Here is a 20,637-nt window from a genome sequence, read left to right as displayed (position 1 = left end):
GCCCCCGCCCCCGCCCCGCGTCCAGATCACGTGAACTGGCCGACCGTACATGCGATGGCGTGCAACGCCGCGTCACTTCGTCCAGATCACGTGAACTGGCGGCGCCCCGCCCCCGCGCGACCCCGCGTCAGAGGTCGAACGCGGCGCGCACGCCCTCGTTCACGACGACGCCCGCACGCACATTCAGGCCGCGGGCGAGCGCCGGATCGGCGGATGCCGCGGCCTCCCAGCCCGCGTCCGCGATGCGGGTGATGTACGGCAGCGTCGCGTTGGAGAGGGCGCGCGTGGAGGTGTGGGGCACCGCCCCGGGCATGTTCGCGACGCAGTAGTAGAGGGAGTCGTGGACGCGGAACGTCGGGGCGTCGTGCGTCGTGGCGCGCGAGCCCTCGAAGCAGCCACCCTGGTCGATCGCGATGTCCACGAGCACCGAGCCCGGCTTCATCGCCGCGACCATGTCGTCGGTGACGAGCTGGGGTGCCGCCGCCCCCGGGATCAGCACCGACCCGATGACGAGATCGGCGTCGGCGAGCTGTTCGGCGATCTCGAGTCGGGTCGACGCGCGCGTCTGGATCGCGCCGCCGAAACGCTCTTCGAGCTGACGGAGCTTGGGCAGCGAGATGTCGATGACGGTGACGTCCGCCCCGAGTCCGAGCGCGTTGGCGGCGGCGTGCTCGCCGGCGACACCACCGCCGATGACCACGACCTTCGCCTTGGGAGTGCCGGGGACGCCACCGGGGAGGAGTCCCCGGCCGCCCGAGGCGCGGAGCAGATGATGGGCGCCCTCGATGATCGACAGGCGACCGGCGACTTCGCTCATCGGCGCGAGAAGGGGAAGCGCCCGATCGGCCGTCTGCACCGTCTCGTACGCGACCGCCGTCGTCCCGGCCGCCATGAGGGCGTCGGTGAGCGGTCGGTCGGCGGCCAGGTGCAGGTAGGTGAAGAGCGTGAGGTCGGCGCGGAGGAAGCCGTACTCGGGGGCGATCGGCTCCTTGACCTTGACCAGCAGCTCGGCGCGCGCCCATGTCTCGTCGGCGGTGGCGACGATCTCGGCGCCGGCGGCGCGGTACTGCTCGTCCGAGAACCCGCTGCCCTCGCCGGCGCCGGCCTGGACGAGCACTTCGTGCCCGCGCCGCGCCAGAGCATCGACACCGGCGGGCGTCATGGCGACGCGGTTCTCGTTGTTCTTGATCTCGGTGGGCACGGCGACGCGCATGAGTCTCTCCTCGGAGTGGGGGTGGCAGGAAGAATCGCAGAAAGTTGTGTTTCCGTGGCGTAAATCCGCAGAATCTTCGTTACGGATGCCATTCACCTCGGTATCGTCGGCATTCGAACGATTCTGCAGCCGAGAGACCCGAAGGATCTGCGATGGCCGACGACGATCTCCATCCGCTCGACGCGCGGATCATCGAGCTGCTCTCCGCCGATGCGCGCATGACCAATGCCGCCCTCGCCGACGCGCTCGGGGTCGCGGCATCCACCGCGCACACCCGCGTGCGGGGCCTCGTCGATCGGGGCCTCATCACCGGCTTCCACGCCGCGGTCGACCAGAGCCGGCTCGGGCGCGGTCTCCAGGCGATCGTCGGGGTCACCCTGCGACCCGGCCAGCGGCACGAGAGCATCCGCGCGTTCGCCCAGGACGTGCGGCAGCACCCCGACGTCATCCAACTCTTCTTCCTCGGCGGGGCCGACGATTTCCTCGTGCACATCGCGGTGGACGACTCCTCCGCCGTGCGCCGCTTCGTCGTCGATCAACTCTCAGCCCGGCACAGCGTGGCATCCACCCGCACGAGCATCATCTTCGAGTACCACCGCAACGGCCTGGCCGCCGATTTCACCTGACCTCGCGTCCCGTCGGGCTGCGGTTCTGCACGCGGAGCCGCAACGATGAGCACGGCAACGCCCGCGGCGGGCGACCGCGGACCGCGACTCCCGGCCGATAAGGTGGCGGAACCGTGCACCGCCGCTCGGGGAGGGGGAGAGCGATGCTGCTGACGATCGGCCTCGCCGCCATGTGCATCGGCGTCGCCGTCAGCGTGGTGGGTATCGCCCTGCCCCGCGCGTCCGCGCCCGTCCCGTTCACGACTTTCCTGCAGTACGCGACCATGGCCGGCATCCTCTCCATCGGTTCGACCGTGATGTACGTCGTGCACAGGTACGACGGCGCGCGGCTGGCCCTGTCCGTCGGGGACGCCGGCATGGTGCTCGCCGCCGGAACGATGACCGTCGCCGTCGCGGCGCTGTCGACGCGACGCCGACGTGCCGCCCTCGGCGTCGTCACGGCGATCGCGATCACCACGGCGATCGTCACGGCGAGCACCAGCGAGGACACGTCTCTCGTGATCAAGGCCGCGGTCCTCACGGTGGTGAGCGGCGCCTGCGCGCTCGCCGCCGCTCGTTCCCCGGTGGTTCCGCACACGCCCGCACGCCTGCTCGCCACCGCGATGGGTCTCTATGCCGTGTACTCGGCGGCGCGCGCCGTCGTAGGGGTGACGACCGGGTGGGCGGGTCCGGTGGGGGCGGTGTTCCGCTCCTTGGAGATCGGCGCGGCGATCGCCATCGCCACTGTTCTGGTCTGCGGGCTGACCGTCATCCTGTCCCTCGGGTCGGCGACACGACTGTCCGACAGCGATCCGCAGGAGCTCACGGTCATCGCGATCAGCGACGCGCGCCTCGTGGCGGCCGCGTACGGTCCCGACCGCCTGAGGTCGCTCGTGGACGAGCTGCGGGTCGCGGCCCACGCTCTCGATGACCGCGCCGTCGACGTCCGGCATGGCGTGGCGACGGCCCTGCCGTCGGCACTCTCGACCCTCGGCGACCAGATGCAGAACGCGTTCGGATGGAACCCTGAGGAGATCGCGCTCCTGAGCGAACGCGGCGGTCGGCGCGGCCGGATCGATCAGCGCTGAGGGTGCCGCGTCGGGTCGCGGCTCAGCTCAGAGCAGCGGCGAACGCGGCGATGTCCGCCGGAGTCGAGCGGCAGCAGCCGCCCACCAGCCGCGCGCCGGCGGCCACCCGCCGTCGAGGACGAGCGGCCGTGCGTCGAGGTCGATTACGCCTCGTGGGTCTCGCCGGCGGCGAGCACCCGCAGCACGCGCGCCAGCATCGCCTGATCGGCGCGATTCACGTCGCGGAGGGCGTCGGCTTCGAGCCGCACGAGTTCGGTCATCGCCGCGTCGACGCGTTCGATGCCCTCGGGAGTGATGGCCACGAGGATCGCCCGCCCATCCGAGGGGTTGGGGCGACGGTGCACGAGCCCGCGGTCCGCGAGCTTGTCGAGGCGATTGGTCATCGCCGCGCTGCCGATCATCGTCGCCGAGATCAGCCGCGTGGCGCTGAGCTCGGTGTCTGCGCGGCGGAGGACGGCGAGCACGTCGAACTCCCACACGGCGATGTCGGCGCTCGCGAAGGCGCGCGCGCGCAGCTTCGACAGGTGGAAAGCGGCACGGCGCAGCCGCGACATGACGTCGAGGGGGGTCAGATCGACGTCGGGCAGCAACTGCGACCACGCGTCGATGAGGAGATCGACCTCGTCGTCTTTGCTGCTGGACACGGTGGACACACCTCGACGGTACCGGAGCCGCGGGGGGCGACGGCTCCACCGCCCGCGAGTCGGGGGGCGATTCGGCGATCGTGCCGCGTCAGTCCCGCGTCGGAGCACCGCTGCGCGCCCCGAACCCGCGCGCCAGGGTCGCGCCGGCAGCGGTGAGCCACGCGCCCGGGGCCGACAGGGCCGCCTCGGGCGAACCGGCAAGGTCGGCGAGGGCGACCGCGTCGCGGAACGCCGAGGTGTCGGCATCCGGAGCGATGCGCCCGGCCACGAGCAGCGCGGGGCACGCCGACGCGCGAGCCAGGGCCGCCACCCGCTCGGGCACCTTGCCCGCACCGGAGCTCGCGTCGAAGGATCCCTCGCCCGTGATGACGACGTCGGAGGCGGTGATGGCGTCCGCGAGGCCGACGAGGTCGGCGATCCGCTCGGCCCCCGGCACCAGCTCGGCGCCCCACGCGAGCAACGCCGCGCCGGTGCCGCCGGCCGCGCCGCCACCGGGCTCGGTCGCATCGACGCCCAGGAGCGCCGCCGCCCGGGCGAGCGCCGCGTCGGCGTCGGCGATCTCGTCGGGCCCGAGGCCTTTCTGCGGCCCGAACACCGCCGCCGCGCCGCGCGGGCCGGTGAGGGGACTCCGCACGTCCGTCAGGACGAGCGCCCCGGAGGGTGGGAGCGGGCGCAGCCCGGAGCGGTCGAGGCGGGCGGCGTCGCGCATCCCCCGCAGCCCGGCGGCGACCTCGACGCCCGCGGCATCCGTGATCCTCGCCCCGAGCGCGGAAAGCGCACCGAAGCCGGCGTCGGTCGAGGCGCTCGACCCGATCGCCAGCACGAGCCGCGAGACGCCGTGATCCAGGGCCGCGGTGATCGCCTGTCCGAACCCGTGCGTACCGGCATCGAGCGGGCGCAGGGTGTCGCCGAGCAGCTCGATGCCCGAGGTCGAGGCCAACTCCACGACCCCCGTGCCGCGCGGGGCGTCCCCCGTCGCGGGGAGGAGGACCCAGGATGCCGCGACCTCGCGGCCGTGCGGACCCGTGACGTGCACCGGCATCCGGCGCGCCCCCGGCACGGCGACGAGGAAGGCATCGAGGGTTCCCTCGCCGCCGTCGGCCATCGGGAGCTCGACGATACGGTCGTCGCCCCGGACGCTCCGCCACCCCGCGGCGAGCGACGCGGCGGCATCGGCCGCGGAGATCGAGCCCTTGAACCCGTCGGGGGCGAGAAGCACAACGGTCACGCCGCGACCCTAGCCGCTCGGCATCCGGAGCACGACGCCGGTGGCGCGGCGACCGAACTCCTGAGGAACCGCACGTCGGACCGTTCCGCCACCGGGCTTCCCGCCGCCACGGCCGAGAACTCCGGAGTTCGGTCCGGCCGCGCGGCGCGCCGCCCCGCCGCGGCCGTGTCAGCGGGACGTCCGGCCGCCGCCCCGCCGCGGCCGTGTCAGCGGGACGGCGGGGCGGCGGTCGTGGCGCGGACGACGAGTCGAGTGGGCAGCTGAACGTGGGTCTCGGGCAGCTCTTCCCCCGCCATGAGGGCCAGCACGATCCGCACCGCCTCGGCGCCGAGGCGCTTCATCGGCTGCCGCACGGTGGTCAGCCCCGGCTGAGCGCGCGCGGCCTCGGGCACGTCGTCGAACCCGACCACCGAGAGATCGTCGGGCACCCGGAGCCCGCGTTCCCCGGCGACCTCGATGATCGACAGGGCCGACAGGTCGTTCGCGGCGAACACGGCCGTCGGCCGGTCGGGCAGGGCGAGCATGGTGTGCGCGGCTTCCCGGGCGACGTCCTGCTCGTAACGCCCGACCCCCACGAGGACCGGATCGAACGGGATGCCGGCCGCCGCGAGCCCCGCACGGTAACCGGAGGCGCGCGCCACCGCCGACCGCAGATCGGGGCGGCCGGCGATGAAGCCGATGCGGCGGTGTCCGAGCTGAGCGAGATAGTGGACGGCCTGCTGTGCACCGGTGTAGCTGTCGGATTCGACCGTGGGGAGGTCGGCCCGGCCGGTGTGCGGGTCGACCGCGACGATCGGCACCTCGCTGACGACGTTGACCACCGTGGGGGTCACGATGATCGCCGCATCGATGAGGGTGCCACTGAGCCGGCTGAGCGATCGCCGCTCCCAGCCCTCGCCGTCACGACGCGAACCGCTGTACGCCAACAGGTCGTAGCCGGTGCCGGACAACGCTCCGCCCACGCCCTTGAGGATCTCGGCCGAGAACGGTTCGATGTCGGCCACCAGGACGCCGATCACCCCGGTGCGGCGAGAGCGCATGCTGCTGGCGACCAAGCTGGACTCGTACCCGAGCGCCTCGACGGCGTCGAGGACGCGCGCCACGGTCTCGGGCGAGACACCGTACCGACCGTTGACGGCTTTGGACACGGTCGCCACCGAGACGCCCGCGGCCGTGGCGACGTCGTGGATGGTGGCGCGTCTGTTCACGGCTCGAGACTAGTCGTGGAAATCATTTTCGAAAACGTTTGACGATGGTCATCCCGCGGGTGACACTTCTGACACCCCGGACCGCACATCCGGGCGTGAACGACCGGCATCGCAGCCGAAAACCGGAGCATCCCGCGAGGGACGCACCTCGACGAAGAGAAACGGGAATCACATGAAAACGCGGAAGATCATCGCCGCAGCGGCCATCGCCGTCGCCGGCACCCTCGCCCTCGGCGGTTGCGCGGGCGGAGGCGGAGGACAGAACGCCGACGGCAGCGTCACCCTGACGTTCTGGCACAACTCCACCACGGGCGACGGCAAGAAGTACTGGGAAGACACCGCCGCCGCCTTCGAAGCGGCCAACCCCGGTGTCACCATCGAGATCCAGTCCCTGCAGAACGAGGAGATGGACGGCAAGCTCCAGACCGCACTGAACTCCGGAGACGCGCCCGACATCTTCATGGCGCGCGGAGGCGGCAAGCTCGCCGACATCGTCAAGGCCGGCCAGGCGATGGACCTCACCGACAAGATCTCGGCCGACGTCAAGACCGCGCTCGGCGGCTCGCTCGGTGCGTTCGAGGTCGACGGCAAGAACTACGGCATGCCCGTCGCCGTCCTCCCCTCGGGCATCTTCACCTCGCAGGACCTCCTCGCCGCCGCCGGCGTCACCGAAGCCCCCGCGACGATCGCCGACCTCGAGGCCGCCGACGAGAAGATCAAGGCCACCGGCGTCGCCCCGATCGCCGTGGGCGCCAAGGATGCGTGGCCCGCCGCGCACTGGTACTACAACTTCGCCCTCCGCGCCTGCGCCGAGAACGTGCTCACCGATGCCGCCGAGAGCCGCAGCTTCGACGACCCGTGCTGGCTGGAAGCGGGCGAGAACCTGCAGTCCTTCCTCGCCACGAAGCCGTTCAACGAGGGCTTCCTCACCACCGCCGCCCAGCAGGGCGCGGGGTCGTCGGCGGGTCTGCTCGCCAACCACCAGGCCGCCATGGAGCTCATGGGCGCCTGGAACCCGGGCGTCATCGCCTCGCTGACCCCCGACGAGCAGCCGCTCGCCGACCTGGGCTGGTTCCCCTTCCCCGAGGTCCCCGGCGGTGACGGAGAGCCCGGCGCCATCATGGGCGGTGTCGACGGCTACGCGTGCTGGGTCAACGCTCCCGCACAGTGCACCGACTTCCTGAACTTCATGGTGACCCAGGAGAACCAGGAGCGGTACGCCGACGCCTTCCAGACGATCCCCGCCTCCAGCGAGGCCACGAGCGCGGTCACCACGCCGGCTCTGCAGTCGGCCCTGGCCGCCTACACCGACGCCCCCTACGTGTCGGTGTGGCTCGACACCCTCTACGGCCAGAACGTCGGCAACGCGCTGAACGTCGCCGTCGTCGACATGTTCGCCGGCAAGGGCAGCCCGCAGGGCATCGTCGACGCCGTCAACGCGGCTGCATCGCGCTCCTGAGGAAGCTCCCGATGACCACCGTGCGTCACCCCGTCGCCACCGCGTCGGACGACGCCGCCGGTCGCCGCCTGGCCGAGGAGGGTGCCACCCGCACCCCCTCGGCCGGGCCGGCCTCCGTTCGGCGGCGCCGCGAGAACTGGCGCATCCGCGGCGAGCTCGCGATCCTCCTGGGGCCTGCCCTGGTGGTTTTCGTCTCGTTCGTCATCCTGCCGGTGGCCCTCGCCGCCTTCTACGGCTTCTACAGCTGGTCGGGATTTGGGGCCCCCACCGACTTCGTCGGCTTCCGCAACTACCTCACGATCCTCACCGACCCCGCCTTCCACGAGGCGCTCGGGCACAACGTCTTCATCGTGGTCGGCTCGCTCGTGCTGCAGGGACCGCTCGCCCTCGGGCTCGCGCTGCTGCTGAACCGCAAGATGCGGGCGCAGTCGCTCATCCGCGTGCTGATCTTCGTGCCCTACGTCATCTCCGAGGTCGTCGTCGGCCTCGGCTGGGGCCTGATGCTGCAGTCCGGCGGAGCGCTCAACGGGGCGCTGGAGAAGATCGGCCTGTCTTCCCTCCAGGCCGACTGGATCTCCGACCCCGCGCTGGCGATCTGGACCCTGCTGATCATCATCACGTGGAAGTACATCGGCTTCGCCGTCATCCTCTTCCTCGCCGGGCTCCAGGGAATCCCCGAAGAACTCTCGGAGGCCGCCGCCATCGACGGCGCCTCGTTCTGGCAGATCCAGCGCCACATCGTCCTGCCGCTGATGGGACCCACGATCCGCATCTGGGCGTTCTTGTCGATCATCGGCTCGCTGCAGCTGTTCGACCTCGTCTGGATCATCTGGGGCCAGTACGTCGCCTCGACGGCAGGGACCTCGACCATGGCCACCTACATGGTCGCCAACGGCCGCAACGCCGGCAGCTTCGGCTACGGCAGCGCCGTGGCCGTGGTGATGTTCCTCATCTCGCTCGCCGTCGCCCTCATCTACCAGCGCTTCGTGCTCCGTCGTGACACGGCCGGCGCCCTCACGGGAGACACCAAGTGACTGCCACCGCCACCCTCGTCGCGCCGAAGGCGCCGCGTTCCGTCCGCCGCGCCCCCGCGGGCCGCAACCGCTCGAGCTCTGTGATCGTGGGCTTCGTCGCGCTGCTCCTGATCGGCCTGATGCTCGCCCCCGTGGTGTACATCATCCTCGGCGGCTTCCGCTCGAACGCCGAGATCACGGTCGACCCGTCGGGCTTCCCCACCCAGTGGAACTGGCAGAACTACGCCGACGTGCTCGTCAGCGGCGTGTTCTGGGGACAGGTCGGGAACTCCGCGATCGCCGCGATCGCCACGACCGTCTTCGTCGTGGCCCTGGGGCTGATGGCGGCGTACGCCCTCTCGCGCTACCGCTTCCGCGGACGTGGGGCCCTGTACGCGCTGTTCACCGCCGGGCTCATGTTCCCCATGACCGTCGCGATCACGCCGCTGTACATCCTCGTGCGCAACATCGGACTGACGAACTCCCTCGCGGGGGTCATCATCCCGCAGATCGCGTTCGCGCTGCCCCTGACGGTCATCATCCTGTCGCCCTTCCTCGCGGCGATCCCCAAGGAGCTGCAGGAAGCCGCGTCGATCGACGGACTCGGACGCCTCGGGTTCTTCTGGCGCATGGTGCTGCCGCTGGCCGTTCCCGCGGTCGTCACCGTCGGCATCCTGGCCTTCGTGAACAGCTGGAACTCCTACATGCTCCCGCTGTTCATCCTCAACAACGAGGCCGCGTACACGCTGCCCCTGGGCACGCAGGCGTTCGCCTCGCAGTACTCCGTCGACACCGCCCGCGTGCTCGCATTCACCTCGCTGTCGATGATCCCCGCTCTGCTGTTCTTCAGCGTGTTCGAGCGTCGGATCGTCGGTGGCCTCACCGGCGCTGTGAAGGGCTGATCCCACATGACCATCCAGAACACCGATGTCGGCTCGGCGCTCACCCCGGGGATCTCGGACCGCGTCCAGGCGCTCGTGGCCGAGATGACCCTCGACGAGAAGCTCGCGCAGCTCGTGGGCTACTGGGTTGACCAGGGCGACGAGGTCGTGGCGCCTCTCTCGGGCGAGAAGGTCACCTCCACCGACTACGTGGATGCCACGGCGCACGGCCTCGGCCACCTCACGCGCGTCTACGGCACCCGGCCGGTCGACCCCGTCGAGCGCGCCGCGTGGCTGTGGGGCGAGCAGCGCCGGCTCAAGACCGAGACGCGTCTGGGCATCCCCGCCCTCGTGCACGAGGAGTGCCTGACGGGCTTCGCCGCGTGGAAGGCCGCGACCTTCCCCACCCCGCTCGCGTGGGGCGCCTCGTTCGATCCCGAGGCCGTCGAGCTCATGGCATCCGCGATCGGTCGATCGATGCGCGACGTCGGCGTGCACCAGGGCCTCGCGCCGGTGCTCGACGTCATCCGCGATCCGCGCTGGGGACGCGTCGACGAGTGCATCGCCGAGGACCCGTACGTCGTGGGCACGATCGGGACCGCGTACGTGCGCGGTCTGCAGTCCGCCGGGGTGCACGCCACCCTGAAGCACTTCGTGGGCTACTCGGCCTCGCAAGCGGGCCGCAACCACGCTCCCGTGCACGCCGGACCGCGCGAGATGCAGGACGTGTTCCTGCCGCCGTTCGAGATGGCGGTGCGCGACGGTGGCGTCCGTTCGGTCATGAACTCCTACGCCGAGATCGACGGGGTGCCCGTGGCCTCCACCCCCGAGCTGCTCACCGATCTCCTCCGCCGACGGTGGGGCTTCGACGGCACGGTGGTCTCGGACTACTTCGCCGTGGAGTTCCTCCGTTCCATGCACGGGGTCGCCGGCTCGCTCGGCGAAGCCGCCCAGCTCGCACTCGAAGCCGGGATCGACGTCGAGCTCCCCGGGCCCGACGCGTACCCGCACCTCGCCGAGCGGGTGGCATCCGGGGATCTGCTCGAGGCCGTCGTCGACCGCGCGGTCGCCCGCGTGCTCGCCGAGAAGGAGGACCTGGGACTCCTGGATGCCGACTTCGACGACGCCCCGACCGCGGTCGACCTCGACGATGCCGAGCACCGTGCGCTGGCGTACCGCCTCGCGATCGAGAGCGCGGTGCTGCTGCGCAACGACGGCGTGCTCCCGCTGGCCGCGCCCGGCCGGATCGCGGTGCTCGGCCCCAACGCCGACAGCGCCGAGGGCCTCATGGGCTGCTACTCGTTCGCCAACCACGTGCTCGCCCACCACCCCGGCACGCCGATGGGATTCGAGATCCCGACGGTGCGCGAGGCGCTCTCCGCGCGCTTCGGCGACGTCACCTTCTCCGAAGGGTGCGCGGTCGAGGGCGACGACGACTCCGGTATCGCCGCCGCCGTCGAGGTCGCTCAGGCGGCCGATGTCGCGATCGTCGTCGTCGGCGACCGCGCGGGCCTGTTCGGCCGCGGAACCGTGGGCGAGGGGAACGACGCCGATTCGCTCGAGCTCCCCGGACTGCAGCGTCGCCTGGTCGAGGAGGTCGTGGCCACGGGGACCCCCGTGATCATGGTGCTGCTCACCGGACGCCCGTACGCGATCGGGTGGGCCCTGGACGAGGCCGCGGGCCCCGCCGCCGTCGTGCAGGCCTTCTTCCCGGGCGAGGAGGGCGGACCTGCCCTCGCCGCGCTGCTGGCGGGGGATGCCGCCCCCTCGGGTCGCCTGCCGGTCTCGCTCCCCCGCGCCGCCGGCGCGCAGCCGTACTCCTACCTGCACCCGCTCCTCGGCGGCCCCTCGGGGGTGACGAGCACCGACCCGACCCCCGTGCGTCCCTTCGGCTTCGGGCTGTCGTACACGACGTTCCGTCGCGAGGGTCTCGCCGTGGACGGCGAGGTGCGCGCCGGCGACGCCTTCTCGGCGCGCGTGCGGGTGACCAACACCGGCGAACGCCGCGGTGCCGACGTGGTGCAGCTGTACGCGCACCGCGCGGTGGCGAGCGTGACCCGTCCGGTCGCGCAGCTCGTGGCCTATGCCCGCGTCGAGCTCGAGCCCGGCGAGAGCGCGGACGTGCGGTTCACAGTTCCGGCCTCCCGCCTGGCCTACAGCGACCGGGCGCTGCGCCGGGTCGTGGAGCCGGGTGAGGTCGAGCTGCGCGTCGGGCCGTCGTGCGCCGAGACCGACGCTTCGGCGCCGCTGCACATCACGGGCCCGACGTACGAGCTGCGGCCCGAGGACGCGCGCGTCGTCGGCATCGAGGTCGTCCGGGGCTGAGGCGCCGCATCACTCTCACGCCTCCTTTCCCGCGAGACTGCATCCGGCTGACGTCTCCACTGCACGCTGCTGTGGGTTTGTCAGTCGGCTGCAGTCTCGCGGCCGGTAGCGTGGACGGATGACGCTCTCCGCCGCGCCCACGGCCGCCTCGCGCGCGTACGACGAACGCGAGACCGTCGGCGCCGATCCGTGGTCGATCGACCTGGAGCGCATCCAGTTCTCGCCGTACTTCTCGCGTCTGTCGGCGGTGACGCAAGTGGTGTCGCCGTCGATCTCCGGCGCCCCCGTCCACAACCGCCTCACGCACTCGCTGAAGGTGAGTGCGATCGCACGCGTCGTCGCGTTGCAGTTGAACACGCGCGCCGGAGCCGACGTGTGCGACCCGACCGTCGTCGAGGCGGCGGCGTACGCCCACGACCTCGGCCACCCGCCCTTCGGTCACCTCGGCGAGACGACCCTCGACCGTCTGGCCCGCACCGAGCTCGGCCTGACCGACGGGTTCGAGGGCAACGCCCAGACCTACCGCATCCTCACCGCGCTCGACGTCGTCGAGAACGCCCCGCGCGGACTCAACCTCACCGCCGCGGTCCGCGCCGCCTCGGCGAAGTACCCGTGGTCGCCGTCGGTGTCGGCCGCCGAGATCGAGCGCATCGGGCCGCCCCGCGGCATCCGTCGGTCCCCCGACGGCGCGTACCGCGTGCACAAGTACTCGGTGTACGACATCGACCTCGCCGACCTCGAGCAGGCCCGCGCGGGGCTCGACGTGGAGCCGCTGCGGCAGAGCATCGAGGGCGCCGTGATGGACCTCGCCGACGACATCGCGTACTCGGTGCACGACGTCGACGACTTCTACCGCGCCGGGATCCTCGACCACGCCCCCATCGCGGCCGAGTTCCGCGGCTGGCTCGACGACGTGATCGAGTGGCGCTCCCGCGACGACGCCGAGGTGCGCGCCGAGCTCGTCCCGGGCGCCGCCCTCGAGCGCCTGCGCCGGAAGATGCGCCGCGACGACCCGTGGATCGCCGACGACGAGGCGTTCCTGGACGCGGTGAGCGACGTGGATGCCGAACTGGTCACCGACCTGCTCGCCCGCCCGTTCGACGGGTCGCTGTCGGCCGAACGACGTCTGGCCGCGTTCACCGACCGGTGGATCCGGCGCTTTCAGGAGTCCGTGCGGCTGCGGACCCTCGACACGCCCCGCTCGGGACCCGTGGCGCTGTCACCGTCGGCCTGGCACCACGTCGAGGTGCTGAAGTTCGTGCACAAGCGCTTCGTGCTCAGCCGCCCCGACCTGGCGATCCAGCAGCGCGGCATGAGCCGCATCCTCGCGCGGTCGGTGCGCGCCCTCGGCGAGTGGCTCGAGGACGATCTCGACCGCGCGCGGACCCCGCGCCGCCTGCGCGAACTCATCGCGCTCGCTCGCGAGCAGTACGCGCTCCTTCCAGCGGAACGTCGTCCGTCGGATGCCGAGGCCGAGACGCTCGCGCGCTCCCGCGGAATCGTCGATTACGTGGCATCCCTCACCGACGCCCAGGCGTTCACGCTGTCGGAGGCGATCTCCGGACGCGCCGACCGCCTGTGGTCGCTGGGACAGCGGCTGTAGCGGCGCCTCAGCACGGTTTGGGGCGCGTTCTTCCGGTTGGGGCGTGAAATTCCGCGCCCCGAACGCAAAACCGCGCCCCGAACCGGGATGCCACGAGCCCCGACGCCGAGGGCGTCGTGATGGAGTTCGCCTCGGCACCTGTGCACCTGGACGCCGCATCGGCCGAACTCGTCGGCGACACCTTGCTCGTGCAGCGCCCGTGACCCCCCTCGTGTCGTAGCGCTCGACGCCCGCCCCGAACGCGAGAATGCCCCGGATCCGCGGGCGTCCCACCACCGACGCGGATCCGGGGCACGGTTCGTGCCGGAGAACCGGAGCACGGTTCGTGGCCCCGGGGCCACATCTGTCGCCCCGGGGCCACGGGACGCGACCCGAACGGGACGCGTACTTGCCGCACCGCCCCGGGGCCGTGAGGCAACCCGGGGCGGCGGGGATCAGATGCCCTGGGCCAGGCGGTAGTACGCCTGGTTCCAGCGCAGCTCGCTCTGGAAGCCGCGGACCGTGGTGTCCTCGTCGATGACGACGAGCTCGGTCTTGGCGATCTCGGCGAAGTCGCGGAACACCTCGATGCCCACGGCCGTCGTCATGACGGTGTGGTGGGCGGCGCCGGCGGCGAGCCAGCACGCGGCCGAGGTCGCGAAGTCCGGCGCCGGCTTCCACACGGCGCGGCCGACGGGGAGCTTCGGCAGGTCGGGGGCGTCGACGTTCTCGACGACGTTGGCCACGAGCCGGAAGCGGTCGCGCATGTCGCTCATCGCGACGACGAGCGCGGCGCCGGGGTCGGCGGTAAAGACCAGGCGCACCGGGTCCTCCTTGCCGCCGATGCCGAGCTCGTGGATCTCCAGGCGCGGCTTGGCCGACGTGAGCGAGGGCGAGACCTCGAGCATGTGGGCGCCGAGGATGCGCTCGTTGCCGGGCACGAGGTCGTAGGTGTAGTCCTCCATGAGCGACGCGCCGCCGGCCAGGCCCGCGCCCATGACGTTCGCGACGCGGACGAGGATCGCCGTCTTCCAGTCGCCCTCCGCGCCGAAGCCGTAGCCCTCCGCCATGAGGCGCTGCACCGCGAGACCCGGGAGCTGCTTCAACGCACCGAGGTCTTCGAACGACGTCGTGAAGGCGCCGAAGCCGCCCTCCTCGAGGAACGAGCGGAGACCGAGCTCGATCGCGGCGCCGTCGCGGAGCGACTGGTGGCGCGCGCCCCCGGGGAGGAGCTCCTCCACGACGTCGTAGCTGTCGACGTACTCCTGCACGAGCGCGTCGATCTCGGCATCCGTGGCCTTCTCGACGGCTTCGACGAGTTCGTTGACGCCCCACGTGTTGACCTGCACGCCGAAGCGCAGCTCGGCCTCGGTCTTGTCGCCCTCGGTGACGGCGACGAAGCGCATGTTGTCGCCGAAACGCGCGAGCTTGAGGGTGCGGGCCGCGGTCCAGCCGGCGGCGGCGCGCTCCCAGTCCTCGATCTGCTGGCGCACGGCGGGGTTGGAGACGTGACCGACGACGGTCTTGCGGGCGACGCCGAGGCGCGTCTGGATGTACCCGAACTCGCGGTCGCCGTGCGCGGCCTGGTTGAGGTTCATGAAGTCGAAGTCGATGTCGTTCCACGGCAGTTCGACGTTGGCCTGCGTGTGCAGGTGCAGCAGCGGCTTCTGCAGGGCGTCGAGCCCGGCGATCCACATCTTGGCGGGGCTGAAGGTGTGCATCCACGCGATGACGCCGATGACGTCGTCGCGGCCGTTGACCTCGAGGGCCATGCGACGGATGCTGTCGGAGTCCTTCAGCACGGGCTTCCAGACGACCTTGACGGGCAGGCCGTCGAGGCCGGCGACGACGCCCTGCGACTGCTCGGCGACCTGCTGCAGGGTCTCCTCGCCGTAAAGGTTCTGGCTGCCGGTGACGAACCAGACCTCGTAGCCGTCGAGGTCGTTCTTGAGCTTCGTGCGGGTCATGACTGTTCCTTTTCGGGTGATCAGAGGGATGCCACGGCGGCCGCCTCGACGGCGAGTCCGGCGCGGTAGCGGTCGAGGTAGGACGAGAAGCCGGCGACGTCCGCCGGGTCGGGGTCGACGGTGACGATCGGCGCGTCGGCGAAGACCACCTCGGCGAGGTAGGTGTCGAGGTCGCGGCCCGCGCCGTCGGCGGCGTAGGCCGCCAGCACGGCCATGCCCCACGCCCCGCCCTCCGACGCGGTCTCGGCGACGGCGACCGGGGCGTCGAGCGCGGCCGCGAGGAACCGCTGGGCGACCCCGGCGGTCCGGAACATGCCGCCGTGGGCGTACATCTTGTCGAGGGCGACGCCTTCGCCGTGCAGCACGCTCATGCCGAGCGCCAGAGTGCCGAACACGCCGTACAGTTGCGCGCGCATGAAGTTCGGCAGGGTCAGGCGGCTGTCCGGCGTGCGCACGACGAGCGGGCGACCCTCGTCGAGACCCGCGATGGGCTCACCGGCGAGGTGGTTGTAGACCAGCAGCCCGCCGGCGTCGGCTTCGCCCGACAGAGCCGCGGTGAAGAGCGCCGCGTACGTGGCATCCGGAGTCGCGGGGGTGCCGGCCGCGGCGGCGAACGCCGTGAACATGTTCGCCCACGCCGCGAGCTCGCTCGCGCCGTTGTTGCAGTGCACCATCGCCACGGCGTCGCCCGAGGGCGTCGTCACGAGGTCGAGCTCGTGGTGCACCTCGGTCAGCGGCCGCTCGAGCACGACCATCGCGAAGATGCTCGTGCCGGCGCTGACGTTGCCCGTGCGCGGAGCGACCGCACCGGTGGCGACCATTCCGGTTCCGGCGTCGCCCTCGGGCGGAGCGAACGGGATGCCGGGACGCAGCGCCCCACTCGGGTCGAGCAACACCGCGCCCGAGGGGGTCAGCTCCCCGGCGTCGGCGCCGGCGACGAGCACGCGGGGCAGCAGGTCGGCGAGCGCGGGCACACGACCGGCGGCGAGGGCGTCGTAGCGCGCGACGAGGTCGGCGTCGTAGTCACGGGTCGCCGAGTCGATCGGGAACATGCCCGAGGCATCGCCCACGCCGAGCACCTTCTCGCCCGTGAGCGCCCAGTGCACGTATCCGGCGAGGGTCGTGAGGAAGCGGATCTCGGGAACGTGCGGCTCGGCGTCGACGACGGCCTGGTGCAGGTGCGCGATCGACCAGCGCAGCGGGATGTTCACGCCCAGGAGCTCGGTGAGCTCGGCCGCCGCCACACCGGTGTTGGTGTTGCGCCACGTGCGGAAGGGGGCGAGCAGCTCCCCGTCGGCGTCGAACGCGAGGTAGCCGTGCATCATCGCGGACACGCCCATCGCGGCGTACCGCTCGGGGGTGACACCGTACTTCTGCCCCACGTCGGCGACGAGGTCGGCGTACGCCGCCTGGAGGCCCGACCACACGGCATCCAGGGAGTAGGTCCACAGCTTGTCGGCGTAGACGTTCTCCCACTCGTGGGAGCCGACGGCGAGCACCTCGGCGTCGGGGCCGATGAGGCAGGCCTTGATGCGGGTCGAGCCGAGCTCGATGCCGAGCGAGGCCCGGCCTTCGGTGATGTGCGCGTTCATCGGCGGTCGTCCGTGCTCTGTCCGTAGACGTTCTGGTAGCGGTTGTAGAGGGCGTCGATCTTGTCCTGCGGGATCGGGATGAGAGGGCCCGCCTCGCGCGCGATGTGCACGGTGCGGGCGACGTCTTCGAGCATGACGGCGGCCTTCACGGCATCCTTCGCGTTCGTTCCGATCGTGAAGGGACCGTGGTTCTGCATGATGACGCCGCGCGAACGGTGTCCGCGGAGGGTCTCGACGATGCCGCGGCCGATCGAGTCGTCGCCGATGATCGCGAAGGGGCCGACCGGGATGGGGCCGCCGAACTCGTCGGCCATCGCGGTGATGACGCAGGGGATCTCCTCGCCGCGGGCCGCCCACGCGACGCCGTAGGTGGAGTGGGTGTGCACGACACCGCCGACCTCGGGCATGTTGCGATACACGTACGCGTGCGCGGCGGTGTCGCTCGAGGGGCTGCGCTCGCTGCCCGGCGTGCCGGGGATCGCGTTGCCGTCGAGGTCGCAGAGGATCATGTTCTCCGGCGCGAGGTCGTCGTAGGAGACGCCGGACGGCTTGATGACGAACAGCTCGGCCCCGGGGACACGGCCCGAGACGTTGCCGCCGGTCCAGACGATGAGGTTGTAGCGCACGAGCTCGGCGTGCAGTTTCGCGACGTCGGCGCGGACGGCGTCGATGGCCTCCTGCACCTCGGGGGTGAACGTCGGTGCGGCGTCGGACACTCGGGTCTCCTTCGACTCAGTCGGGTGGGGGTGCGGTCAGCCCCTTGGACGCGATGTTACCGGTAACATCGCGGGACCGCGACCCCCTGCCGACACCGGCTTACGGCCGGACGGCCGCCCAACTCCTGCAGTTTCGGCGGCGCGGGCCGGCCGCATGGCGTCATTCCGCGAGGCTCACCGGGCCGGATCCCCGAAGTGCAGGACTTGTGCTCGGCGGACCGCCGCCACCCGGTATCCGGGACCGCCCTGGCACCCGCCGCCCCGACATCCGGGACCGGCCCGTCGGCCGTGGCATCGGCATCCGTACGGTCGGGGGACGGATGCCGCGGCCCCGACGCTGCCGTATCGCGTCGACGCGGTGCACCCCGGCCCTCAGCCGCGGCGGGGAGGCGCGGTCGACGCGCGCACGACCAGCACGGGGTCCGCGGGGCGCACCGGCGCCTCCCCCAGGACCGAGGCGACGGCCTCTTCGGCCTCGCCCTCGACGTCGAGGCGCACCGTCGTGAGCGCGGGCGTGTAGAAGGCGGCATCCGGGTTGTCGTCGAAACCCGTGACCGAGACGTCGCCCGGCACCGACAATCCCCGGGCGAGCAGCCCCGAGACGAGGCCGAGGGCCATCTGGTCGTTCGCGACGGCGACGGCACTGACGCCCTCGCGCACGGCCCGGGCGACCGCGTCGGCGCGCGCCTCGCCCGAACCCGCGCTCCAGTCCCCCGCCCCGCGCCACGCGACTTCGACTCCGCGCGCCCGGGCGGCGGATGCCACCCCCGCCGAGCGGGCGCGGGCCTCCCGCCAGTCCGCGGGGCCGGCCACCTCGGCGATGCGCCGGTGCCCGAGATCGGCGAGGTGCCCGACGACGAGGGCGACCGCGGCGCGCTGCTGATCGCCCGACTCGCCGTACAGCGGCACGATCGGCACGTCGTACCCGCTCAGGGGCGTCTGCGCGTGGGACGCGACGAGCACGATGCCGTCGACGCCCTGCGCGAGCAGGTGACGCACGGCTGCGTCGACATCGGACGGGTCGTCGGACGCGCTGTAGGCCGTCGTGATCCAGCGGCCGCGGGCGCGCGCCGCGCGCTCGAGCGCGGCGATGCCGGCGGACGGCCCGTGCAGCGACGCATCGGATGCCACGACCCCCACGGTCCGTGTGCGGCTGGTGCCGAGCGCGCGGGCGGCGTTGTTCACGCGGTAGTCGAGCGCGGCGACCGCGGCGAGGACGCGCTCGCGCGTGGCATCCCGGATACCGGGGTAGTCGTTGAGGACGCGCGACACGGTCTGGGTGGAGACCCCGGCGCGGGCGGCGACCTCGCGGACGCCCACGCGCTTGGGTCCTCCGGCGTCGCTCATGGTCCCTCACAGTAGCGGCGCGCGCGGCCCCCGGCGTCCGCCGCCCGCGCCCCACCCCCGCCCGACACGCCGAGACCGCACCCGGCCGACGAACCCACGGCAGCGTGCAGTGGGGTTGTCGGCGGAGTGCGGTCTCGGCGGTCAGCGACCGGGTCGGGTCACTCGAAATTGCGGTGGCGCGCCACGAGGTCTTCGAACTTCGCGCCGGTGCGGCGCACCAGCATGAGGTAGAGCACATCCCAGAAGATCCAGAGCGACTGCTCGAAGAGGCTCCCCATCGCCTGAATGGTCGGCACGAGGCCGGTCGGGTCGTCGGCGCCGTACGTGTGCGCCGGGACCGTCAGCACGATGTCGGCGAGCTGCGCGGTCGGTCCGTCCGGGACGGCCGTGGCCACGAGCAGCGTCGCGCCGGTCTTCTTCACCTGTTCTGCGATGTAGTGCAGGTGCGGGATGTTCGCCGGGCCCGAGGGCATGATGAACAGGTCGTCGGCGGTGACCGCGGGGGTGGTGTCGTCCCAGCCCCAGTGCACGGTCTTGCCGAAGTGCGTCAACCGCATGGCGAACGCCTTCGAACCCAGGCCCTCGCGGCCGATGCCGAGGACGAAGATGCGCTGATGCTTCTCGAGCGCGTCGAGGGCGGCGTCGATATTGTCGAGCGGAACCCGACGGAACACCTCCCCCAGCTCCTCGACGACGGTCGAGCTGATCTCGCGGAACTCCGACATGGGCGGTCCTTTCTGTGTCGGTGAGGTCAGCGGCCGGTGGTGCGGCCGCCCCAGCGGCCGACCAGCAGCGCGAGGAGGATGACCGCGCCGTAGACGGCGTTGATCCAGAAGGTGGGGACGCCGGCGAGCGTCAGCACGTTGGTCAGGGTACCCAGCAACAGGACCCCCATGAGCGCTCCGACGATCCGGCCCTGTCCGCCGTTGAGCTGCACGCCGCCGATGACGGCCGCCGCCAGGGCGCTGAAGATCAGGTTGTCGCCCATGCCACTGGTGACGGAGGCGAGACGACCGGCGAGCATCATGCCGGCGAAGGCGGCGAGGGCGCTGGCCACGACGAAGGCCGTGATGAGCACGGCATCCACGCGGATACCGGCGGCGCGGGCCGCGTCGGCGTTGCCGCCGATGGCGTAAAGCGCACGACCCCACGCGGTGTAACGCAGAACGAGACCGGCGATGAGGAACAGGATGCCGGTGATCCAGATCGCGGCGGGGATGCCCACCCAGCGGGCCGAGCCGACGTAGCGGAACGCCTCGGGGAGGCCCGCGAGCGTCTTGCCCTGGCTGACGCCGAGCGTGATGCCGCGCAGCAGGATGAGCATCGCGAGCGTGACGATGAACGGATCGAGCTTGACCTTCACGACGAGGAAGCCGTTGATCAACCCGATGACGACGCCGGTCGCGAGGGTGACCATGATCGCGACGCCGGGACCGATCTCGGACCCGAGACCACCCATCGCGGCGGGGACCATGAGCCACGCGGCGACCATCGGCGCCAAGCCCACGGTGGACTCGAGCGAGATGTCGAGCTTGCCGGTGATGAGGATGAAGGTCAGGCCGATGACGACGATCCCCAGCTCGGCGGACTGCCGCAGGATCAGGGTCAGGTTCGCCGCCGACAGGAACGCGGGGCTGACGACGGCCCCGACGATGGCGACGATGATGAGGCCCGGCAGGACGCTCAGCTCACGCACGTTCTTCACGACGGTGCGCACCACGGGGTTGGTCGTGGGGTCGGGGGTTCGGACGACGGTGGTACGCACGATG

At 71.6% G+C, this 20,637-nt stretch carries 18 protein-coding genes; 7 read left to right on the top strand and 11 right to left on the bottom strand.

The features are described 5' to 3' along the window. Nucleotides 1–127 precede the first annotated feature (127 nt). Nucleotides 128–1,213, bottom strand: a complete 1,086-nt coding sequence (gene ald, locus FE256_RS04650) for an alanine dehydrogenase (protein WP_138173247.1) — start codon at nt 1,211–1,213, stop codon at nt 128–130. 152 nt (nt 1,214–1,365) lie between these two features. Here ald and FE256_RS04645 point away from each other — a divergent pair, with 152 nt between their 5' ends. Next, nucleotides 1,366–1,839 (top strand): Lrp/AsnC family transcriptional regulator, encoded by a 474-nt coding sequence (locus tag FE256_RS04645; protein ID WP_138173245.1) that lies wholly within the window; start codon nt 1,366–1,368, stop codon nt 1,837–1,839. A gap of 143 nt (nt 1,840–1,982) precedes the next feature. Continuing rightward, on the top strand, nt 1,983–2,906 hold the full coding sequence (locus FE256_RS04640) for a hypothetical protein (protein ID WP_138173243.1): 924 nt from the start codon (nt 1,983–1,985) through the stop codon (nt 2,904–2,906). Between the two features lie 22 nt (nt 2,907–2,928). On the opposite strand, the gene FE256_RS18560 is transcribed toward FE256_RS04640, so the two are convergent. From FE256_RS18560 to FE256_RS04620, 4 genes are all read right to left on the bottom strand, one after another. After that, the gene (locus tag FE256_RS18560) at nt 2,929–3,111 is read right to left on the bottom strand and encodes a homocysteine S-methyltransferase family protein (RefSeq protein ID WP_289508573.1); all 183 of its coding nucleotides are present in this window, start codon (nt 3,109–3,111) and stop codon (nt 2,929–2,931) included. Continuing rightward, nucleotides 3,050–3,559, bottom strand: a complete 510-nt coding sequence (locus FE256_RS04630; protein ID WP_252370899.1) for a MarR family winged helix-turn-helix transcriptional regulator — start codon at nt 3,557–3,559, stop codon at nt 3,050–3,052. Before FE256_RS04630 ends, FE256_RS18560 begins: the two co-directional genes overlap by 62 nt. 79 nt (nt 3,560–3,638) lie before the next feature. Then, nucleotides 3,639–4,778: a glycerate kinase gene (locus tag FE256_RS04625; RefSeq protein ID WP_138173241.1), complete on the bottom strand. Its 1,140-nt coding sequence runs from the start codon at nt 4,776–4,778 to the stop codon at nt 3,639–3,641. A 206-nt stretch (nt 4,779–4,984) separates the two neighbouring features. After that, nucleotides 4,985–5,986, bottom strand: a complete 1,002-nt coding sequence (locus FE256_RS04620; RefSeq protein WP_138173239.1) for a LacI family DNA-binding transcriptional regulator — start codon at nt 5,984–5,986, stop codon at nt 4,985–4,987. 172 nt (nt 5,987–6,158) lie between these two features. On the opposite strand from FE256_RS04620, the gene FE256_RS04615 reads away from it, so the two are divergent. The 5 genes from FE256_RS04615 to FE256_RS04595 all read left to right on the top strand — a co-directional run bounded on the left by FE256_RS04615 (nt 6,159) and on the right by FE256_RS04595 (nt 13,267). Continuing rightward, complete coding sequence (locus tag FE256_RS04615) at nt 6,159–7,445, top strand: extracellular solute-binding protein (protein ID WP_138173237.1); 1,287 nt, start codon at nt 6,159–6,161, stop codon at nt 7,443–7,445. Between the two features lie 11 nt (nt 7,446–7,456). Beyond that, nucleotides 7,457–8,479: a carbohydrate ABC transporter permease gene (locus FE256_RS04610; RefSeq protein WP_138173235.1), complete on the top strand. Its 1,023-nt coding sequence runs from the start codon at nt 7,457–7,459 to the stop codon at nt 8,477–8,479. After that, a complete protein-coding gene (locus FE256_RS04605) occupies nt 8,476–9,360 on the top strand; it encodes a carbohydrate ABC transporter permease (protein ID WP_138173233.1) in 885 nt (294 codons plus the stop codon). Before FE256_RS04610 ends, FE256_RS04605 begins: the two co-directional genes overlap by 4 nt. Nucleotides 9,361–9,366: 6 nt before the next feature. Further along, on the top strand, nt 9,367–11,664 hold the full coding sequence (locus FE256_RS04600) for a beta-xylosidase/alpha-l-arabinosidase (protein WP_138173231.1): 2,298 nt from the start codon (nt 9,367–9,369) through the stop codon (nt 11,662–11,664). A gap of 118 nt (nt 11,665–11,782) precedes the next feature. Continuing rightward, on the top strand, nt 11,783–13,267 hold the full coding sequence (locus FE256_RS04595; RefSeq protein ID WP_138173229.1) for a deoxyguanosinetriphosphate triphosphohydrolase family protein: 1,485 nt from the start codon (nt 11,783–11,785) through the stop codon (nt 13,265–13,267). Nucleotides 13,268–13,701: 434 nt separating this feature from the next. On the opposite strand, the gene araA is transcribed toward FE256_RS04595, so the two are convergent. From araA to FE256_RS04565, 6 genes are all read right to left on the bottom strand, one after another. Next, entirely contained in the window at nt 13,702–15,213 is a 1,512-nt protein-coding gene (araA, locus tag FE256_RS04590; RefSeq protein ID WP_138173227.1) for an L-arabinose isomerase, read from the bottom strand. A 20-nt stretch (nt 15,214–15,233) separates the two neighbouring features. Next, nucleotides 15,234–16,805, bottom strand: a complete 1,572-nt coding sequence (locus tag FE256_RS04585; RefSeq protein ID WP_138173225.1) for a xylulokinase — start codon at nt 16,803–16,805, stop codon at nt 15,234–15,236. After that, on the bottom strand, nt 16,802–17,521 hold the full coding sequence (locus tag FE256_RS04580) for an L-ribulose-5-phosphate 4-epimerase (RefSeq protein ID WP_138173223.1): 720 nt from the start codon (nt 17,519–17,521) through the stop codon (nt 16,802–16,804). Before FE256_RS04580 ends, FE256_RS04585 begins: the two co-directional genes overlap by 4 nt. A 372-nt stretch (nt 17,522–17,893) precedes the next feature. Continuing rightward, a complete protein-coding gene (locus FE256_RS04575; RefSeq protein WP_138173221.1) occupies nt 17,894–18,868 on the bottom strand; it encodes a LacI family DNA-binding transcriptional regulator in 975 nt (324 codons plus the stop codon). 158 nt (nt 18,869–19,026) lie between these two features. Beyond that, nucleotides 19,027–19,593, bottom strand: a complete 567-nt coding sequence (locus FE256_RS04570; RefSeq protein WP_138173219.1) for an SIS domain-containing protein — start codon at nt 19,591–19,593, stop codon at nt 19,027–19,029. Nucleotides 19,594–19,619: 26 nt separating this feature from the next. Then, complete coding sequence (locus tag FE256_RS04565) at nt 19,620–20,633, bottom strand: ABC transporter permease (RefSeq protein ID WP_212743476.1); 1,014 nt, start codon at nt 20,631–20,633, stop codon at nt 19,620–19,622. Between the last annotated feature and the right edge of the window lie 4 nt (nt 20,634–20,637).

Source organism: Microbacterium sp. 5K110, from assembly GCF_005774735.1.
Lineage (GTDB): Bacteria > Actinomycetota > Actinomycetes > Actinomycetales > Microbacteriaceae > Microbacterium.
This window is presented reverse-complemented; position numbering and strand designations above follow the sequence as displayed.

What these genes read in the sequence shown, in the direction of transcription:
- ald (WP_138173247.1), bottom strand. Translation starts at nt 1,213, where the DNA reads ATGCGCGTCGCCGTGCCCACCGAGATCAAGAACAACGAGAACCGCGTC.
- FE256_RS04645 (WP_138173245.1), top strand. Translation starts at nt 1,366, where the DNA reads ATGGCCGACGACGATCTCCATCCGCTCGACGCGCGGATCATCGAGCTG.
- FE256_RS04640 (WP_138173243.1), top strand. Translation starts at nt 1,983, where the DNA reads ATGCTGCTGACGATCGGCCTCGCCGCCATGTGCATCGGCGTCGCCGTC.
- FE256_RS04615 (WP_138173237.1), top strand. Translation starts at nt 6,159, where the DNA reads ATGAAAACGCGGAAGATCATCGCCGCAGCGGCCATCGCCGTCGCCGGC.
- FE256_RS04610 (WP_138173235.1), top strand. Translation starts at nt 7,457, where the DNA reads ATGACCACCGTGCGTCACCCCGTCGCCACCGCGTCGGACGACGCCGCC.
- FE256_RS04600 (WP_138173231.1), top strand. Translation starts at nt 9,367, where the DNA reads ATGACCATCCAGAACACCGATGTCGGCTCGGCGCTCACCCCGGGGATC.
- FE256_RS04595 (WP_138173229.1), top strand. Translation starts at nt 11,783, where the DNA reads ATGACGCTCTCCGCCGCGCCCACGGCCGCCTCGCGCGCGTACGACGAA.
- araA (WP_138173227.1), bottom strand. Translation starts at nt 15,213, where the DNA reads ATGACCCGCACGAAGCTCAAGAACGACCTCGACGGCTACGAGGTCTGG.
- FE256_RS04585 (WP_138173225.1), bottom strand. Translation starts at nt 16,805, where the DNA reads ATGAACGCGCACATCACCGAAGGCCGGGCCTCGCTCGGCATCGAGCTC.
- FE256_RS04575 (WP_138173221.1), bottom strand. Translation starts at nt 18,868, where the DNA reads ATGAGCGACGCCGGAGGACCCAAGCGCGTGGGCGTCCGCGAGGTCGCC.
- FE256_RS04570 (WP_138173219.1), bottom strand. Translation starts at nt 19,593, where the DNA reads ATGTCGGAGTTCCGCGAGATCAGCTCGACCGTCGTCGAGGAGCTGGGG.